12 protein-coding genes are annotated in these 16,550 nt (G+C 64.7%); 7 read left to right on the top strand and 5 right to left on the bottom strand.

Annotated elements, in window-relative coordinates:
- Positions 1–21: 21 nt before the first annotated feature.
- Positions 22–987 carry an AAA family ATPase gene (locus tag C480_RS09680; protein WP_006665433.1) on the bottom strand — a complete coding sequence of 322 codons (966 nt, stop codon included), beginning with the start codon at positions 985–987 and terminating at the stop codon, positions 22–24.
- A gap of 98 nt (positions 988–1,085) precedes the next feature.
- On the opposite strand from C480_RS09680, the gene C480_RS09675 reads away from it, so the two are divergent.
- From C480_RS09675 to pheT, 4 genes are all read left to right on the top strand, one after another.
- The gene (locus C480_RS09675) at positions 1,086–2,723 is read left to right on the top strand and encodes a tryptophan--tRNA ligase (RefSeq protein ID WP_006665432.1); all 1,638 of its coding nucleotides are present in this window, start codon (positions 1,086–1,088) and stop codon (positions 2,721–2,723) included.
- A gap of 127 nt (positions 2,724–2,850) precedes the next feature.
- Complete coding sequence (locus tag C480_RS09670; RefSeq protein ID WP_006665431.1) at positions 2,851–4,254, top strand: hypothetical protein; 1,404 nt, start codon at positions 2,851–2,853, stop codon at positions 4,252–4,254.
- 476 nt (positions 4,255–4,730) lie between these two features.
- Positions 4,731–6,281 carry a phenylalanine--tRNA ligase subunit alpha gene (gene pheS / locus C480_RS09665; protein WP_006665430.1) on the top strand — a complete coding sequence of 517 codons (1,551 nt, stop codon included), beginning with the start codon at positions 4,731–4,733 and terminating at the stop codon, positions 6,279–6,281.
- Positions 6,281–7,996: a phenylalanine--tRNA ligase subunit beta gene (gene pheT, locus C480_RS09660; protein WP_006665429.1), complete on the top strand. Its 1,716-nt coding sequence runs from the start codon at positions 6,281–6,283 to the stop codon at positions 7,994–7,996. The genes pheS and pheT overlap by 1 nt, the downstream gene beginning before the upstream one ends.
- Before the next feature lie 52 nt (positions 7,997–8,048).
- Here pheT and C480_RS09655 read toward each other — a convergent pair whose 3' ends face one another.
- Positions 8,049–10,958, bottom strand: coding sequence for a M14 family metallopeptidase (locus tag C480_RS09655; protein ID WP_006665428.1), 2,910 nt, complete (start codon positions 10,956–10,958; stop codon positions 8,049–8,051).
- A 370-nt stretch (positions 10,959–11,328) separates the two neighbouring features.
- Positions 11,329–11,526, bottom strand: a complete 198-nt coding sequence (locus C480_RS09650; RefSeq protein WP_006665427.1) for a hypothetical protein — start codon at positions 11,524–11,526, stop codon at positions 11,329–11,331.
- 236 nt (positions 11,527–11,762) lie between these two features.
- Here C480_RS09650 and C480_RS09645 point away from each other — a divergent pair, with 236 nt between their 5' ends.
- Positions 11,763–12,071, top strand: coding sequence for a non-histone chromosomal MC1 family protein (locus C480_RS09645; RefSeq protein WP_006665426.1), 309 nt, complete (start codon positions 11,763–11,765; stop codon positions 12,069–12,071).
- A 106-nt stretch (positions 12,072–12,177) separates the two neighbouring features.
- Here the strand turns inward: C480_RS09645 and bluB are convergent, their stop codons facing one another.
- Positions 12,178–12,846, bottom strand: a complete 669-nt coding sequence (gene bluB / locus C480_RS09640) for a 5,6-dimethylbenzimidazole synthase (RefSeq protein ID WP_006665425.1) — start codon at positions 12,844–12,846, stop codon at positions 12,178–12,180.
- 413 nt (positions 12,847–13,259) lie between these two features.
- Here bluB and C480_RS09635 point away from each other — a divergent pair, with 413 nt between their 5' ends.
- Positions 13,260–14,582: an MFS transporter gene (locus C480_RS09635; protein ID WP_006665424.1), complete on the top strand. Its 1,323-nt coding sequence runs from the start codon at positions 13,260–13,262 to the stop codon at positions 14,580–14,582.
- Here C480_RS09635 and C480_RS09630 read toward each other — a convergent pair.
- Complete coding sequence (locus tag C480_RS09630) at positions 14,579–15,319, bottom strand: bacteriorhodopsin (protein ID WP_006665423.1); 741 nt, start codon at positions 15,317–15,319, stop codon at positions 14,579–14,581. The genes C480_RS09635 and C480_RS09630 overlap by 4 nt on opposite strands.
- A 326-nt stretch (positions 15,320–15,645) precedes the next feature.
- On the opposite strand from C480_RS09630, the gene pheA reads away from it, so the two are divergent.
- The gene (pheA, locus tag C480_RS09625; protein ID WP_006665422.1) at positions 15,646–16,464 is read left to right on the top strand and encodes a prephenate dehydratase; all 819 of its coding nucleotides are present in this window, start codon (positions 15,646–15,648) and stop codon (positions 16,462–16,464) included.
- Positions 16,465–16,550 lie beyond the last annotated feature (86 nt).

Raw genomic sequence — 16,550 nt, 5'->3', positions numbered from 1 at the left:
CCGCGTTCGATCGGCCCGGCGCTACGGGTCAACCGGCGGAACCTCGACCCGGTCCAGCACGGATCGGACGACGGTCGATCCGTCGACGCCCTCGATTCTCGCGTCGGTCGTCAGCACGAGCCGGTGCTGCATGATCGGCTCGGCGATCCGCTTGACATCGTCCGGTGCGACGTACTCCCGACCGGCAATCGCCGCGCGTGCGCGTGCAGCCTCGAAATACCGTTGAATCCCCCGCGGCGAGATGCCGATCTCGACCCGGTCGTCCGCTCTGGTCGCCCGCGCGAGATCCACGAGATAGCCCCGAACCGGCTCGCTCATCGACACCCGCTCGGGGACGCGCTGGAGCGTCCGCACGCCCGCCGCATCGAGCACCGGCTCGACCGTCGGCAGCTTCGTCTCGCGCTCGCTTCGCCGCTCGATCAACTCGAGTTCACCCGCCCGACCCGGGTAGCCGATGGCGGTCTTGATCGTAAAGCGGTCGCGCTGGGCTTCCGGCAACTCGAAGGTCCCCTCCTGTTCGACCGGATTCTGCGTCGCGATGACCAGGAACGGGTCCGGCAGGTCGCGCGTCGTCCCGTCGACGGTGACCTGGCTCTCGTCCATCGCCTCGAGGAGGGCGGCCTGGGTCTTCGGCGGCGCGCGGTTGATCTCGTCGGCGAGCACCACGTTCGCGAACACCGGCCCGCGGGTGAACTCGAACGCGCCGGTGCGTTCGTTGAAGACGTGCGAGCCGGTGATGTCGCTCGGCAGCAGGTCCGGAGTGAACTGGATGCGGGAGAATTCGAGCCCGAGCGCCCGGGCGAACGCCAGCGCCGTCAGCGTCTTCCCGGTACCGGGTACGTCTTCGAGGAGGACGTGGCCGCGGGCGAGCGCCGCGGTGAGCACCTGCTCGAGGAACTCGCGGTCGGTGATCACCGCATCGCCGATCCGCGAGAGAACTTCGGTGCAGGTCTCGCTCGTCGCGACGGCCGAAACGTCGTCTGCCATCGGTTGGCGTTGTCGGGGGCGTCACATGAAGATACTGGCAGGCAGCGAACGGCAGAGAAGCGAAGGCTTTTGCGCGCCGGCGCGCCAAAACGGTGGTAATGACCGGAGACGACCCACGCGAGGAGCCCAGGGAGTTCGAGGACGAGGCGTCCGGGACTGCGGCCGACGCTGTTGCTGTCGACGAGGGGGCGACACCCCTTCGAGCGGACGGCGGCGCTGCGGGTGCCGACGACGTCGCGCTGGATCCGTGGGGCTCCTCGACCGTCTCCGACTACCGCAAACTGTTCGACGAGTTCGGCATCGAGGAGTTCGACGACGTTCTGGACGAGGTGCCCCACCCCCACTACCTGATGCGCCGAGGCGTCATCTTCGGCCAGCGCGATTACCGGTCGGTCATCCGCGCGCTGCAAAACGACGAACCGGCGGCCGTCCTCTCGGGCTTCATGCCCACCGGCGACCCGCACATCGGCCACAAACTCGTCTTCGACGAGATCATCTGGCACCAACAGCAGGGCGCGGAGGCCCACGCGCTGATCGCCGACCTCGAAGCCAACGCCGCCCGCGGTCTCTCCTGGGAGGAAATCGACGAACACGCCCGGAGCTACCTGCTCTCCCTGCTCGCGCTCGGCTTCGACCCCGAGGACGGCGACCTCTACCGCCAGTCGGAAAACCGCGAGGTCCAGGACCTGGCCTTCGACCTCGGGGCTGAGGCCAACTTCTCCGAGTTCCAGGCGATCTACGGCTTCGACGGCGAGACCGACGTCTCGCACATGCAGTCGGTCGTCACCCAGATGGCCGACATCCTCTACCCGCAGTTGGACGAGCCGAAGCCCACCGTGATCCCCGTCGGTCCCGACCAGGACCCCCACGTCCGCCTGGCCCGCGACCTCGCCGAACGGATGCGCTTTTTCAAGGTCTCCAAGGCCTACGCTAGCTTCGAACTCGAGGCCGACGAGCGCGAACTCGTCGCCGAGTTCTACGAGCGCCTCGACCCGGCCGACTTCGACGACGAGCAACTCCGGTGTGTCCACGTCGCCGAAACCCTCGAAGAAACGCCGCTGGCCGAACTCGGGGTCGGCGCGAGCACGCTCGAATCGGTCCTGACGAAGCTGAACGAGGGCGGAATGGAACCGCTTCGCCCGCGAACGCGCTTCTCCGACCGACGGGCGACCGACGCGGCATTCGACGCGCTCATCGAGGCCATCGAGGGCGAAAAGCGCGTCTACGAAAACCACGTCGACGCCTTCGAGATCGACCGCGCCGAAGCGGAAGAACTCGCACGGGAAATCGAGGTCGAGAACGGCGGCTACGGCTTCCAGCCGCCGTCGTCGATCTACCACCGCTTCATGACCGGGCTGACGGGCGGGAAGATGTCCTCGTCGATCCCGGCCTCCCACATCTCCCTGCTCGACGACCCCGAGGACGGCTACGACAAGGTCAAGTCGGCGACAACCGGCGGCCGCGAAACCGCCGAAGAGCAGCGAGAGAAGGGTGGCAAGGCCGACGAGTGTCCGGTCTACGAACTGTACGCCTACCTGCTCGCCGGCGACGACGACGAGTTCGCAAAGCGCGTCTACGACGAGTGCGTCGGCGGCGAGCGCCTCTGTGGCGACTGCAAGGAACAGGCCGCCCAGTTGATGAAGGAATTCCTCGAAGAGCACCAGCAAAAGCGAGCGGAGGTCGAGGAGCTACTCGAGGAGGCGGACATCGAACTCGAGTCGCCGCGTCGGCGGTAGCGCGTTCGCACACACCGCAGTCGAAGAGTCGGCCGTGACGGCAGCGGTACGTTTCTCCCCGCGTCGGCGTTGTGTTTTGGCGTCTGACGAAGTTATATAGGGCCGTTCGTGAAAGCACCGACAACGGATGCCCTCCTCTCGCCCTCCCGATCCGTCCGGTTCCACCGGCAACGCGGACGCCCTCCTGCGCTGTGCGGACGTGCTCGGCTCCTTCGGCGTCACTGCGGCCGACGTTCGCTCTGGTCGAGGCGGTAGTGCCGGCGACACCGACGACCTCGCAACCGCCCTCGCCGACGAACTCGCGGCCGGCCGGGATCGGACGGCCGTCCTCCGCCGGACGATCGCCGGGAGCGAGCGCGGGCTCAGTTGCGCCGCACGCTACGCTCAAGATGCGCTCGATCGAGAACTGACGGCCGTCTTCGACGCCATCGGCTGGTCGTTTCGGTGCGAACGGATCGCCGCAGCGCTGCGCTCGGACGACCGACTCCACCTGCGAGCGTCCGACTATCAGGGCCGAGAGCGAGAGACGACCGTCGAGTATCCCGAGACGCCGCTCGGCACCGACAATCTGCCGGCGATCCTGCACGCGATCAACGCCTCGCTGCTTGCCGGAACCGACGCGCGATTCGTCCTGCTCTCCGCCGGCGTCGATCGCTGGCGGGCCGCGCTGGTCGAGGAACCCGAACTCGAGCGGCTGCGCGAACGGTACGGTCCGCGAATCGACGCCGTCGGAACGCCGCTCCTCCCCGAGCACGAACTCGGGGCGTACGTCCCCGACGAGTCGACAGCCCACTCGAGTGCAGCACCGGGCGACGGTGCTGCCCCGTGGCCCGACTGGGCCGCCGACCGCGAGCGCGACGGGACGCGGACGGCAGGCGACGAGTTCAACTCGCTGATCGAGGAGGCAGAAACCGAGGCGACGGCGGCCCCGGAGCGCGAGAGCAAGAGCAAGAACGACTTCGAACTCCGCGGCTCACCGAGCGTCTCGCGGGTGGCGGAGGGTGGCACCGACGAGACCAGCGAAATCGGACCCGGAACCGATGCCAACGCCGACACACCCGGACCCAGCACCGACCCGCGTTCGCAAACTGAACGCGAGGGGTTCGACGGAGCGTCAGCCACGGTATCGTCCTCGGCATCGCCCTTGGCCTCAGCATCGTCCGGGACGGACGCGTCAGCATCCGATTCCACGGCCGCCGACGAGTTCGGCTCGCTCTCGGGATCGAGTACGACGACGCGGGTTGCAAACGACTCCTTCGGGGGCGATGTCGAGTGGGAGACCGAAGACGACCGGTATCGCGCGCTGGGTGCGGCCCTCGGTGCCGGCGGGAACGTCTCCGTGCGCGGACTGCTCGAGGACGAGGAGTTCCTGCCGGAGCTGCCGGAAACGGAGCGATCGGAGACGCGTATCGAGTTCGTCGACGCGTTCGATCCGGCGGCGGTTTCGCGGGCGAAGGCGGCGGCCGAGCAGTCGGGGTTCGTCTGGGTCGAATCGGGCACGCTTGAGACGACGCGCGTGTCGAACTCGTAGTCGTAGCCGGCAAGTCCGCGACGGGGTCGCGTTCGAGACCGCTGCAAGAGTCCGTTCGAGTCCGCTGGCCGGGGCTCGTCCGAACGCGGGTGAGCCGACGAAGGATCGGTCGCGGGCGGTGTCACCGTCCCGCAACGCTTTTGCCCCAGCCAGGGTATCGAACGTGTATGGCACCCGAATCCCCGTCTCGTGCCAGCGTCGTGAGCCAGCCACAGCAGCCACACTCGGGATTCGGGTTCGTTTTTGCGCGCTGAGAGTGAGAGGACCCGGTGAACCCGCGACGATCCACATCGGGTTGTCGCGGTGAAACCGGTCACGGGACGCCGATGAGCATGAGCGGCTGGGGCCGCAGTGGCATCGGTACGGAACGGTCTCGAGAGGATCGTCACACTCGCCGTCGCTCGCTGCACTCGCTACCGCCATCGATTCGAGTCGGAACCGCTAACTGACCACCACACAGCCATCTACACAAGCGAATGCAACTTCCAGCAGCACAGGTCGCGGTCCTCGAGGCCGCGAACGCGGACGACGCAACGTCCGTCGACGCCATCGCCGAGGCGACCGACTTGCCCCCCGAGACCGTCACCGGCGCGGTCTTCGAACTCGAAGACGAGGGGCTGGTCGCCGTCACGGAACGCGTCGACGAAACGATCACGCTCACCGACGAGGGAGCCGAATACGCAGCCGGCGACCTCCCCGAGATCCGCCTCTACGAGGCCGCACTCGCGTCCGGTGCCGACGACGAGCCCGTCTCGATGGGACAGGTCATCGGCGCGGCCGAACTCGACGGCAACCAGGTCGATATCGCGCTCTCGAACTACGCGCGCAAGGGCTACGGGCAGATCGACAGCGGCGAAATCACCGCGGATCCCGACGCCGACCCGGACGCCGACGCGGAGGCGAACGCCCTGTCGGTGCTTGCCGACGACGGTGATGGTGACGGTGAGAGTGATAGCGACGGTGAACTCGCCGCCGACGAGTTCAGCACGGAAATTCGCGACCAACTCGAACGCCGCGGATTGCTCGAACTCGCCGAGACGACGGTCCGCGAGATCACGCTGACTGACGACGGCGTCACGGAGCTGATGGCGGGCCTCGAGACGGCCGAGACGGTCGGCCAGGTCACGCCCGAACTCCTCACCGGCGGCGAGTGGGAGGACGTCGAATTCGCCGAGTACAACGTCGAGGCCGACGCCGAGCAGTTCGAGGGCGGCCGGGTGCACATCCTCCGCCAGACGGCCGACCGCGTGAAGGACGTGCTCGTCGGCATGGGTTTTCAGGAGATGGAAGGCCCGCACGTCGACGCGGACTTCTGGATCAACGACAGCCTGTTCATGCCCCAGGACCACCCCGCTCGCACGCACTGGGACCGGTTCGCCCTGGAGCGGCCGACCCACATCGACGAGTTGCCGGCCGAACTCGTCGAGCGCGTCGAGCGCGCCCACAGGGAGGGCGTCGGCGAGGACGGCGAGGGCTATCACTCGCCCTGGGACGAGGACTTCGCCCGGGCGCTCGCGCTCCGCGGACACACGACCTCGCTGTCGACGCGCTATCTGTCGGGCAGGGAGATCGGCGAGATCGAACCGCCGGCGCGCTTCTTCAGCGTCGAGAAGGTGTACCGCAACGACACGCTCGACCCGACCCACCTGCTCGAGTTCTTCCAGATCGAGGGCTGGGTGATGGCCGAGGACCTCTCGGTCCGGGACCTGATGGGCACCTTCGAGGAGTTCTACGCCCAGTTCGGCATCGAAGACATCCAGTTCAAACCCCACTACAACCCCTACACGGAGCCGTCGTTCGAACTGTTCGGGACTCACCCGACGACCGGCGAGTTGGTCGAAATCGGCAACTCGGGCATCTTCCGCGAGGAGATGTTAGAACCCCTCGGCGTGGAGTGCGACGTGATGGCCTGGGGACTGGCCTTAGAGCGCCTGCTCATGCTGATGTACGGCTTCGAGGACATCCGGGACATCCACGGGACGCTGTGTGACCTGGAACTGCTTCGCGAGACGGAGGTGACCTACTGATGCCAACGGTCGATATCGACCCCGACGAACTGCGCGAACTGACCGGCCACGAGGAAAAATCCGACGAGGAGCTGCAGGAGGACCTGTTCGGACTCGGCCTCGAGTTCGAGGGCCGCACCGAGGACGGCGCGTTCGAACTCGAGTTCGCGCCGGATCGGCTCGACCGGCTGTCGGTCGAAGGCGTCGCCCGCTCGATGCGCTACCAGTACGGCGACGCCCGCGGCGTGCACGTTCCCGCGACGAACTCGGCCGAGTGGACGATTCGGGTCGACGAGTCGGTGCCGGACGAGCGGCCGTACGTGACGGGCGCGGTGATCCGCGACGTCGATCTGGACGAGGAAAGCCTCGACTCGCTGATCCAACTCCAGGAGAAGTTACACGCGACGATGGGCCGAAAGCGCGCGAAGGGCGCGATCGGGATTCACGACCTGACGATGCTCCGCGGAAGCCCGGCGACTGAGGGCAACCCGACCATCGAGTACGTCGGCATCGACCCCGACGGGGACCGCTTCGTACCGCTCGACTCGGACGCCGAACTGACGCCCGCCGAGGTGCTCGAAGAACACGACACGGGCCGGACGTACGCGGACCTCGTCAGCGAGTACGAGCGCTACCCGGCGATCTACGACGACATCGGACTGTTCTCGTTCCCGCCGGTGATCAACGGCCGCCGCACCGAAGTGTCGACGGACTCTCGCGACCTGTTCGTCGAGATGACCGGCACCGATCAGTGGACGATCGACAAGATGCTGAACATCGTCTGCTACGCACTCGCGGCCCGCGGCGCGACGCTCGAGGACGTCACCGTCGAATACTCCGATCACGAACTCGTCCGCCCGGATCTCTCGACAAAGACCAAGACCGTTCCCCACGACCGCATCGAAACCATCCTCGGAATCGACCTCGATCCGGACGAGGTCATCGACCTGGCCGAGCGGTCGGGACTCGACGCGGCGAAGGAAGAAGGCGATAACGACGGCGAACTCGTCTACGAGTTCACCGTGCCACCCTACCGCGTCGACGTGCTCCACCCGCTCGATATCATCGACGACCTCGGGCGGGCCTACGGCTTCAACGAACTCGAGCCGAAGTACCCCGACATAGGGACCGTCGGCGGTCGCCACGAACGCTCCCGACTCGAAGACGCGACGCGCACCCAACTCGTCGGCCTCGGCTTCGAGGATCTGCTGAACTTCCACATGATCAACGAGGCGGAGAACTACGACCGCCTCGATCTCGACCCCGATGCGGACGTCTACGGGGCCGGCGAACCCGCGACGATCAAGGAACCCTACAGCGAGGACTTCACGATGTTACGAACGTGGGCCATGCCCTCGCTGTTGATGGTGTTAGAGCGAAACACCCACCGCGCGTACCCCCAGCACCTCGCGGAGATCGGCTTTACCGCCGCCGTCGACGAGACCGAGAACATCGGCATCGACGAACGCCGTCACGTGGGGGCCGTTCTCGCGAATCACGACGCCGGCTACGAGGACGCCAAGGCGCGACTGCAAGCGCTGGCCCGTCGGTTCGACGTCGAACTCGAGACGCCGCCGACGGAACACCCCACCTTCATTTCGGGTCGAACGGCGGCCGTCGTCATGGACGACGAGGTGGTGGGCGTGATCGGGGAAGTTCATCCGAAAATCCTCGTCGAACACGATCTCGAGGTGCCGGTCGCGGCGTTCGAGTTCGATCTCGCGGCCCTGCAGTAACCCGCGTCGTGAGGCGGTGCGAAGCGCCGCGAGTGGTTTCGAGACGGCGCAGCTACCGTATCTCCCCGTACGTCCGCACGAGTTCACCGTCGGCGTAGCGGCGCTGTTCGAATCCGAGCGCGTTACACAGGAGCGTATGGCCCATGAAGGACACGGCGTAGTCGGCCATCCCGAACGGGTGGAGTTCGGTCTGTCGGGCGGGCGGCAGCACCGAGCCGACGATCGAGATTTCGCTATCATCCGCCGAGAGCGTGCCGGCGGCGACGCCGGACGCGAGGTCGGTCGGTTCGCCGTCCTGCAGGTCGCCGACGGTGAACGTGCCGGTGACGGAGCCGCCGGCGCGCTCGAACGCCTCCCGGTCGACGATCGTCGCGGGTTGGTCGACGCCGGTCGTGTAGCCGAGCTGTGACCCCTTCCAGATCTCCTGCTGGCGGGGCCTGATACCGGCGAGCAGCGGGTGGTCGAAGTCCCTGTTTTCGAGGTTCGCGAACGGGAGGAGGACGTCGGCGATGTCGGCGGCGGCGATGTCGGCGGCGTCGCCGATTTCGAGTTCGGCGAGCAGATTCACGCCCGAATCCGTGAGGACGAGGTCGCCGCCAGCCTGGACGAACTCTTCGATCGCCGAGACGTACCGCGAGTCGTCGATACCGTCGTCGTGGGAGACGACGAGTTTGTCGTAGTGGCGCTTTCCGGAGTTGCCCCGCAGGAGGCGGCCGACGCTCACGTGGTGGGTGCCCATGTAGTCCACGTCGCCGTCGACGACCGACTCGTCGAGGTCGGCGAAGAACCGCATCGGATTGACGGTGTAGGGGCGCTGCTCGTAGCCGAGAACTTCCCCGGGGTCGGGGATCTCGTCGTCGCCCTCGACGTTGAGTACCGTCGTGAGGACGTGTACCTCGGCGTCGCTGTCGACCTCGACGGTCCACTGGCCTGCCTTGGGTCGGCGAACGAAGGCACCCTCGAAGTCGTGCGTTCTGACGTCCGTCTCGGCCGGGTCGGCCTTCGCCGCGAGGTCGACCTCGCGGACGACGGTTCCCGCGGGATCGCGGACGCGAACGGTGCCGTCGGTCGCGTTCTGTACGCCCTCGAGATCCACGAACAGCGAGTGTGAGGCGTCCGTGGTCTCCGCGCCGACGCGCGACTGACCGGACGGGCCCGGCTGGACGACCTCGTGGCGTCGCCGTACCGCCGTCCCGCGACCCTGATTCTGAGCGCGTCCCTGTCCCCGACCGCTGCCGTCGTCTCCGCCGCGACCCGAATCGACGCCCGTGTGGGGCAGATCGGCGGACGAGCGGGTGAGTTCGTCCGTCGTGACGTAGGCCGTGTCTTGACCGCCGGTCGCGACAGTTGCGGTCGTGTCGCGGGCGGCCATCTGGGCGAACTCGCGCATCGAGAGCCGGTAGGCCGTCGCGTAGTGGCGCGACCAGTAGGGTTTCCACTCCTTCTGTGCGTTCATATAGTGGTTCGAGAGGACGATCTCCGGGGCGACGGTGATCGCGCCGAGTCCCCCGTCCGCCTCGGGTTGGCCGGCCCAGCCGAGGAAGCTCCCGGTGATCTGATAGGCGAGCGAGTCGTAGATCGACCCCCAGTCCAGGAGCCCGTCGAAACTGTCGCCGTCCGGCACGAACGGCACGCCGTACATCTCCTCGCCGGCCGTCTCGATGTCGTCGGCGATCGCATCGATACCGCCCCAGTGGTCCTGCATCCCCTCGCCGATCCGGATGTTGACCTCGTCCAGATCGTGGGTCCCCTCGTGCTCGAACGACGCGTTCGTCTCGAGGTTGAACACCAGGTGGTCGGCCGTGTACATTCCGTGGTAATCACAGAGGAACGCCACGTTCTCGTACCCGCGGAAGTGCTCGACGATGGCCAGCGAATCCGGCACGAGTTCGGTGAACTCGTCGGGTACGCCCTCGGGTTCGGCCGGCCGGAAACTCGGATTCGTCCACCCGATGGTCGGATACTGCCGGTTGGTATCGATCGGCTGGCCGTCGAAGACGCTCGCGTTGCCGCGCTGGAAGTTGGTGTCGTGGGCCTCGACCCACGGGATTTCGGTCTGGGGGTTGCGCGCGACCCAGCCGTCGGGGTTGGTAAACAGGAAGACGACGGCGATGTCGTCGAGCAGGGGTTCGAACGCCGCCGCCTCCCCGCGGGCGAGGTCCTCGAGGAGCCGACTGCCGGCTTCGACGCCGGCGCGTTCGTCGCCGTGAATGCTGAGCGAGAAGACGACCTTCTCCTTCTCGTCGAAGGCGGTCTCGTCTCGAACGTCGTTCGTCACCTCCGCGACGTAGATATCCCGCGGATCGGACTCCTCGCCGGTAAATGCGTTCGTCCAGCCCGGAGATTCGCCGATATCGTGGACCCGAACGCGATCCGAATACGCGTCTTCGAGGTGTCCGAGCGCCTCGACGGTTTCCTCGTAGGAAACGTAGTTGCGCGCCGACTCGACCGGCGGAAAGACGCCGTCTTCGTAGGGAGCCTCGATCGTCCACCACGGGTTCGCACCGGGTGCGAAGTCCATGACGTCGATTCCATCACCGCTCAGGTCGAGCACGTCCTCGACCTCGGCGGCGGTGAGGTGGGCGTGCGCCGCGAGCGTCGGCTCCTCCCGGGTGACCGCCTTCGGTGCCCGGGACAGCTCCGGATCGGGTTCTTCCTCGTACTCGTCTGCAAAGGCGTCGAACGCCTCCCGCTCGCTGAACTCGATGACGGTCGCAGCCTCGTACGCCTCGGGCGTGTGATTGACGACGAAGGTGAACTCGTCGGTGAGCGCGTCGCCGGAAACGTCGGCAGTGGCACTGCCCGGAAGCGCGAGCGCGGCACCGGTCGTGGCCGAGAGGCGGAGAAACGTTCGTCGATCGACGGGACTGTTCGTGAACCGTTCGACGGGAAGATGCTCGTCGCCGGCAGCCGACCGGTCCGTCGCGTTGCTCGGGGTCTCGTTCTCTGTGTCGTCTGACATTCTCGATCACGTGGTTGTTACCCACGGAAATAGCCCACAATGATCCTCGGTAAGTACGGTGTGGAAAGAGCGAGCGTCTCTGGAACACGTACGCTTACAACGGCGGACGTACTCTGATCGGAATTCAGTCGCAGGAGTCGACCGCTGCAGCGAGTGCAACGGTCAGTAGTTGATTCCTGAGAGGCTGTTATACCGATTTCCGTCGCAACCGCAGGAGTGTGTGGGTGCGCCGGAACCGGCTGACAGCAGTCTGTGTGAGTGCCGTCTTCTCGAGAAACGAGCGCGGTCGAACGCGAAACGGACCCACGCTCGTGCTGTAGCGGCGAGTGTGTTCGACATACGACACTTCTGTCCGTCGTTCAATAGTCGATTAGAACTCGTGTTCGACGTCTTCCTCGTCGGCTTGCTGAATGATGATCTTCCCGTCCCGGACCCGAACGAAAACTTCGTCGCCGATATCCATCCCCGCGACTGCGAGTTCATCCTCGTGCAGATTGAGGTGGACGTTGTGGTAGTTACCGTCTTCGTCTTTCGCACCGCTTGGACTCAACTTCTTTTTCCGTACCATCGCGGGATTCTATGACGAACTTCGCCGTAGGATATACTTAAGTGTTTTCGACGCCCCGAGGAATGACCTTATTACACAGTAGTTACGCGGACAATTACGAGAGAGCGGCGACCGGTGGAGCGAGATAGTGCAAAGAGGTGCCTGACGGATATACTTAAAGATACCGGCACTGTCGGTCGATTTTCAGGGATATATTTATGTCGGGCCGTGTGCTGGGTTGGCATGGAGGCAAAACCATGGTACGCGAAGACGGTAAACGAAACTTTGCGCTGCGAGCGTCGAGCGGGGAAGAGGAAAGTGTCTTTTCGGGGAACACTCCCCGGCAAGCCGCCCTCAAGGCGGCACGACGGCTCGAACCGGGCTCGAGCGAGGACGCGGCTGACCGAACTGAACTCAGGCTTCGTGAGAAGGGGACGGATAAAGTCCACATCTACGACGGCTGGGCCTGGGAGGAGACAGCGCCCGACGATAAGCCGGATTGGATGCCCGACGAGATCACGGAGGCGAACGTCTCCAAGAAGGGAATCGACCACCTGGACGAGTAACGCGGATTGTCGGCGATTTCGGGGGGACGAGTCCATGAGTGGCGTCTCTGGCGAGGAGTAACTATCCAGCGACGACGGGTAACTCGGGCCCGGATGGCGATACAGGTCATCGCCCCTGCGGCGCTTTCTCGGAGTTCCACTCGTCGTAGTGGATCAGTTGCTCGCCATCGAGACGGTCACGCCATCCTTGCTCTTGCAGGACGGGTTCAGCAGGAAAGCCGTTTCTGGGATAGCCGACACAGAGGTACGCGACGGGATCCACGTGGTATGGAATCCCCAGCACATCGCGGAGTTCGTGGGGATAGAGGAACGATACCCATCCCACGCCGATACCCTCACTCCGTGCGGCCAACCAGATGTTCTGGACGGCAAGACACGTCGAATAGGCGTCCATCTTCTGCATCGTGTTGCGACCGAGGACGTGAGGCGCGTCACGGGTCGGATCGCAAGTGACGCAAATATTCACCGGTGCATCGGTGATTCCCTCCAGTTTCAACGCGCCGAAATCGGACCGCCGTGGCTCCTGATACCCTTCGCGCGCAGCAGCAATCGCTCGTTCAGCGATCGCTGCAACCTCGGTTTTCGTCTCTCCGTCCTCGATGACGATGAAGTCCCACGGCTGGGAGAATCCAACGCTGGGTGCGTGATGTGCAGCGTCCAGAATCCGCGCCATCGTTTCCTCGGAAACGGGATCATCACTGAACTGCCTGATATCGCGTCGCGCATAGATCGACTTGTAGACGGCTGCTCGCTCATCTGCGGTGAATGAAACCATAATTGTCACGCATCAGTTCTACTTGTATACCAGTTTTGGGACGATCGATCACGAGCACCAGGTTCGTCCCTCACAGCTGTACCTACCGCTTTACCCGCCGTTCGCCGGTCCGGGGCGCGTGAGAGCAATTCACTAGCGATCCCTAGACGGAGGGACACCAGCAGAGAACCCAACAATTGTCGAACCTCTAGGGGCGATAATACGGATTAGGGTAGTACCGCAGCCAGCATACGTTTCATATCTATCTAAGAACTAAGCCTATATGTTTGTATACGTCCAGTACCTCCCGCCACATGAGTACAACTATCCGCTGCTATTCGAGTTCAATTGGGGAACGACACGATTCGAACCCCGCCAATAGTGTGTCAGTCTCAGTAGAAGCACCCCTGACAACGGGGCGGTGATGCGTGTCTATGATCGACGATAAATGGAAGAATCTGATACTCGCGACGCTCATGTTCAATCTGGGGTTTACGATCTGGTTCTCGTTCGCCCCGTTTACCGACGACATCGCCACCGAGTTCGGACTCTCGGTCGCTGAACTCGGGATCGTCTCGAGTGCGGCAGTCGTTGCGGTTCCGGCTGGCCGACTCCTTATCGGGCCACTTACTGACCGCTTTGGTGCACCGATAACGGCCAGTGTGACGCTCGTCATCGTCGGTGTCTTTTCGGTGATCAGCGCGTTCGCACAGACGTACGAGATATTTACGGTCTCGCGAGTCATCGCTTCCCTGGCAGGAATCACGTTCGTCATCGGCATTCAGCACGTTTCTGAGTGGTTTAAAGAGGAGAATCTGGGAACGGCGGAGGGTATCTTCGCCGGTGTCGGAAACGCCGGGGCAGGCCTTGGCGCGTACTTTACGCTGCCGAGAGTCTTCGGTTCCGACTACGCCGGGCCGCTGTTCTCGACGAACTGGCGCGCTGCGTTCTTCTATACGGGACTTATCGCCATCGTTCTGGGACTCGGTTACTCCCTGTTCGGAGATGCCGCAAAGACCGAGGCGAAGCGTCGTGCGACGAGGGAGAGCGCCAGTCTCCGGCGAGTGCTTTACGTGGGCACACGGTACGGCGCGATCGTACTGTCGGCCGCCTACGTGATGACGTTCGGGCTCGAAGTCGCGATGAACGGCTGGCTCGGAACGTATTATCGCGAGGCGTTCGGTCAGGGGGATATCGTGATCGCGGCGACGTTCGCGGCGACGTTCTCGATTGCGGCTGGCTTGCTTCGTCCCATCGGTGGCTACGTTAGCGATCTCGTCGCTCGAACGGAACGGTCCGTGTTGCCGTGGTTCGAGGGTCGCTACCGCGAACAGTGGACGTTTACGATGCTCGTCTTCGTCGTCGTGTCGTTGCTGGTGATGACGGCCGCGGGACTGACCGGCAACATCTACGTCGCGGTCGTCGCCGGGTTTTTCGTCGGCGTCGGCTGTGCGTTCTCCGAAGGAGCGATCTTCGCACAGGTTCCCGCGATGTTCCCGAACAATTCGGGCACCGTCTCCGGCGTCGTCGGCGGGATCGGAACTGTCGGTGGCACCGTCTATCCGCTCGTGTTTGCCGCGCCGTTCCTTCCCAATCTGCACGTCGGGTACGCGGTCGTCGCCGTCACGATGGTCCCCATTCTGGCGCTCTGTTCGTGGGTCTTCCAGCCCCGGATCGCGGAGCGTGCGACCGAGGATGGCCTGGCCGTTGGCGGCGACGAACCGATCGGTGCTGCCAATCCAACGGGAGACGACTAATCGGCGTGGTCGACGTGCTCCGTGGATCCAGGCGTGCCAGCATCGCCGAGTTCAGTATCGAACGAGAGAAGCCCGGTCGATGACGCCGTCTGTTCGAGCGCCGCAGAACTCCGGAGGACCATGCCGCCGAAACCGAGCAGCAGGATCGCCTCGACGTAGATGACGATGAGTTGGCCGACGAAGTCGTCCGCGAGGCTCAGGCTTCCCGAGAGCAGTCCGGTCACGACGAGACCGCCCCACCCGAGGACGAGCAGGTACTTGAGTTTGGTAAACAGGAGCGCTCGTTCGGCCGGGAGCGATCTCGCCGCGCGGGAGATCGGTCCGAACAGCAAGTAGAGCCCGCCACCGAGAGCGCCGAACGTGCCGAGCGTTGCGATCATCGCGAGCGCTCCCTCGAGGAACCAGCTTCCAAGGGTGACCCAAAGCCGACCCACGACGACGGCAACTAGCAGGAGCGTCAGCCGGCGATCGGCACCGGCAACGGCGCAGACGACGGGGATGAGTGCAGCCCACATGACCGTGTAGCCGATGAACCGGATGAAATCCGTCCCGATCCCGGACATGTCGGCGACAGCCATGCACAGATAGGTGATTCCCATCGCGATCGTTGCGACGACGACGGCGTACCCGTACGGTCGAGAGTTCGGGCGAAGCGATCGCGTCCGCCAGTAGAACGCGAGCGCGGCGGCGACGAGCACGACGCTCGACACGCCGAGGAGGGCGAGCGGACCGATCACGATCGGCTCCCTCCGACGAGTTCGAGACGTTCGGGACGGGCGATTCCTGAGATGGTGTGCTGACGGTGCTGTCGCCGACGGCGGATCGAAATGGATGGTATGTCAGTCATCGTATCAGTGTCTGTATCCATATCTGTGGCCGTTCGTATCGAGACGACTCGGCCGTAACTGCGGGGTAGTGAACACGACTGTGTCGACCCCAGATAACTGTTATCGCCGATACCGGGGTGGAAGGCGGTGCCGGACCGCGGCGACCGCGCCGAACACCCCGGCAACGTCGGCACGAACCCCGGGTATTTTCACGTTCTCTCGGCAATGAAATGGCGATGACCGCAGTGACACTCGGCCCCGAAGGGACCTACTCGCACCGGGCGGCACAGTCGATCGCCGACACGGATGCGATCGACTTTCGCCAGTCCGTGACCTCGATCGTCGATGCCGTCGCGAGCGGCGAGTACGACCGCGGCGTCATCCCCATCGAGAACAGCATCGAGGGCAGCGTCACGGAGAGCCTGGACGCGCTCGCCGAGTACGACGTGGCCGTGGTCCGCGAAATCGTCACGCCGATCAAACACGCGCTGCTCGCACAGGGCCCCGACTTCGAGACGATCGCCAGCCACTCGCAGGCCCTCGCCCAGTGTCGCTCCTATCTCGATCGGGAGTACCCCGACACCACCCTCGAAGCCGTCGCGAGCACGGCCCAGGGCGTCGAGTTCGCCCGCGACGATCCCTCCGTCGCCGGCATCGCTCACCCCGCAAACGCCACCGACGACGCCGCGCTCGAGGTGCTGGCCGAGGACATCCAGGATCAGGACTCGAACGCGACGCGATTCTTCGCGGTCGCGCCCGCCGAAGATCGGTCGAAAGGCGGCGGTAAGACGACGCTCGTCGTCTATCCGAACGCGAACTACCCCGGACTGCTGCTCGAACTGCTCGAACCCTTCGCCGACCGCGACATCAACCTCACGCGCGTCGAATCTCGCCCGAGCGGCCAGCGCCTCGGCGACTACATCTTCCACGTCGACATCGAGGCCGGCCTCTACGAAGCGCGAACAAGCGAAGCCATCGCCGAACTCGAAGCGCTCGCCGAGAACGGCTGGGTGCGGCGACTCGGCTCGTACGATATGGAACACGTCGTCGAGTGAGGCTGATTCGCCGACCGCGGACGACGACATCGACACCGACACTGACACCGACCGCAAACTGTTTTCCCTCGTCTCGCGGACACACG

The organism is Natrialba aegyptia DSM 13077 (assembly GCF_000337535.1).
GTDB lineage: Archaea > Halobacteriota > Halobacteria > Halobacteriales > Natrialbaceae > Natrialba > Natrialba aegyptia.
The sequence above is the reverse complement of the archived record's forward strand: the minus strand, read 5'-3'. Positions and strand labels throughout refer to the sequence as shown.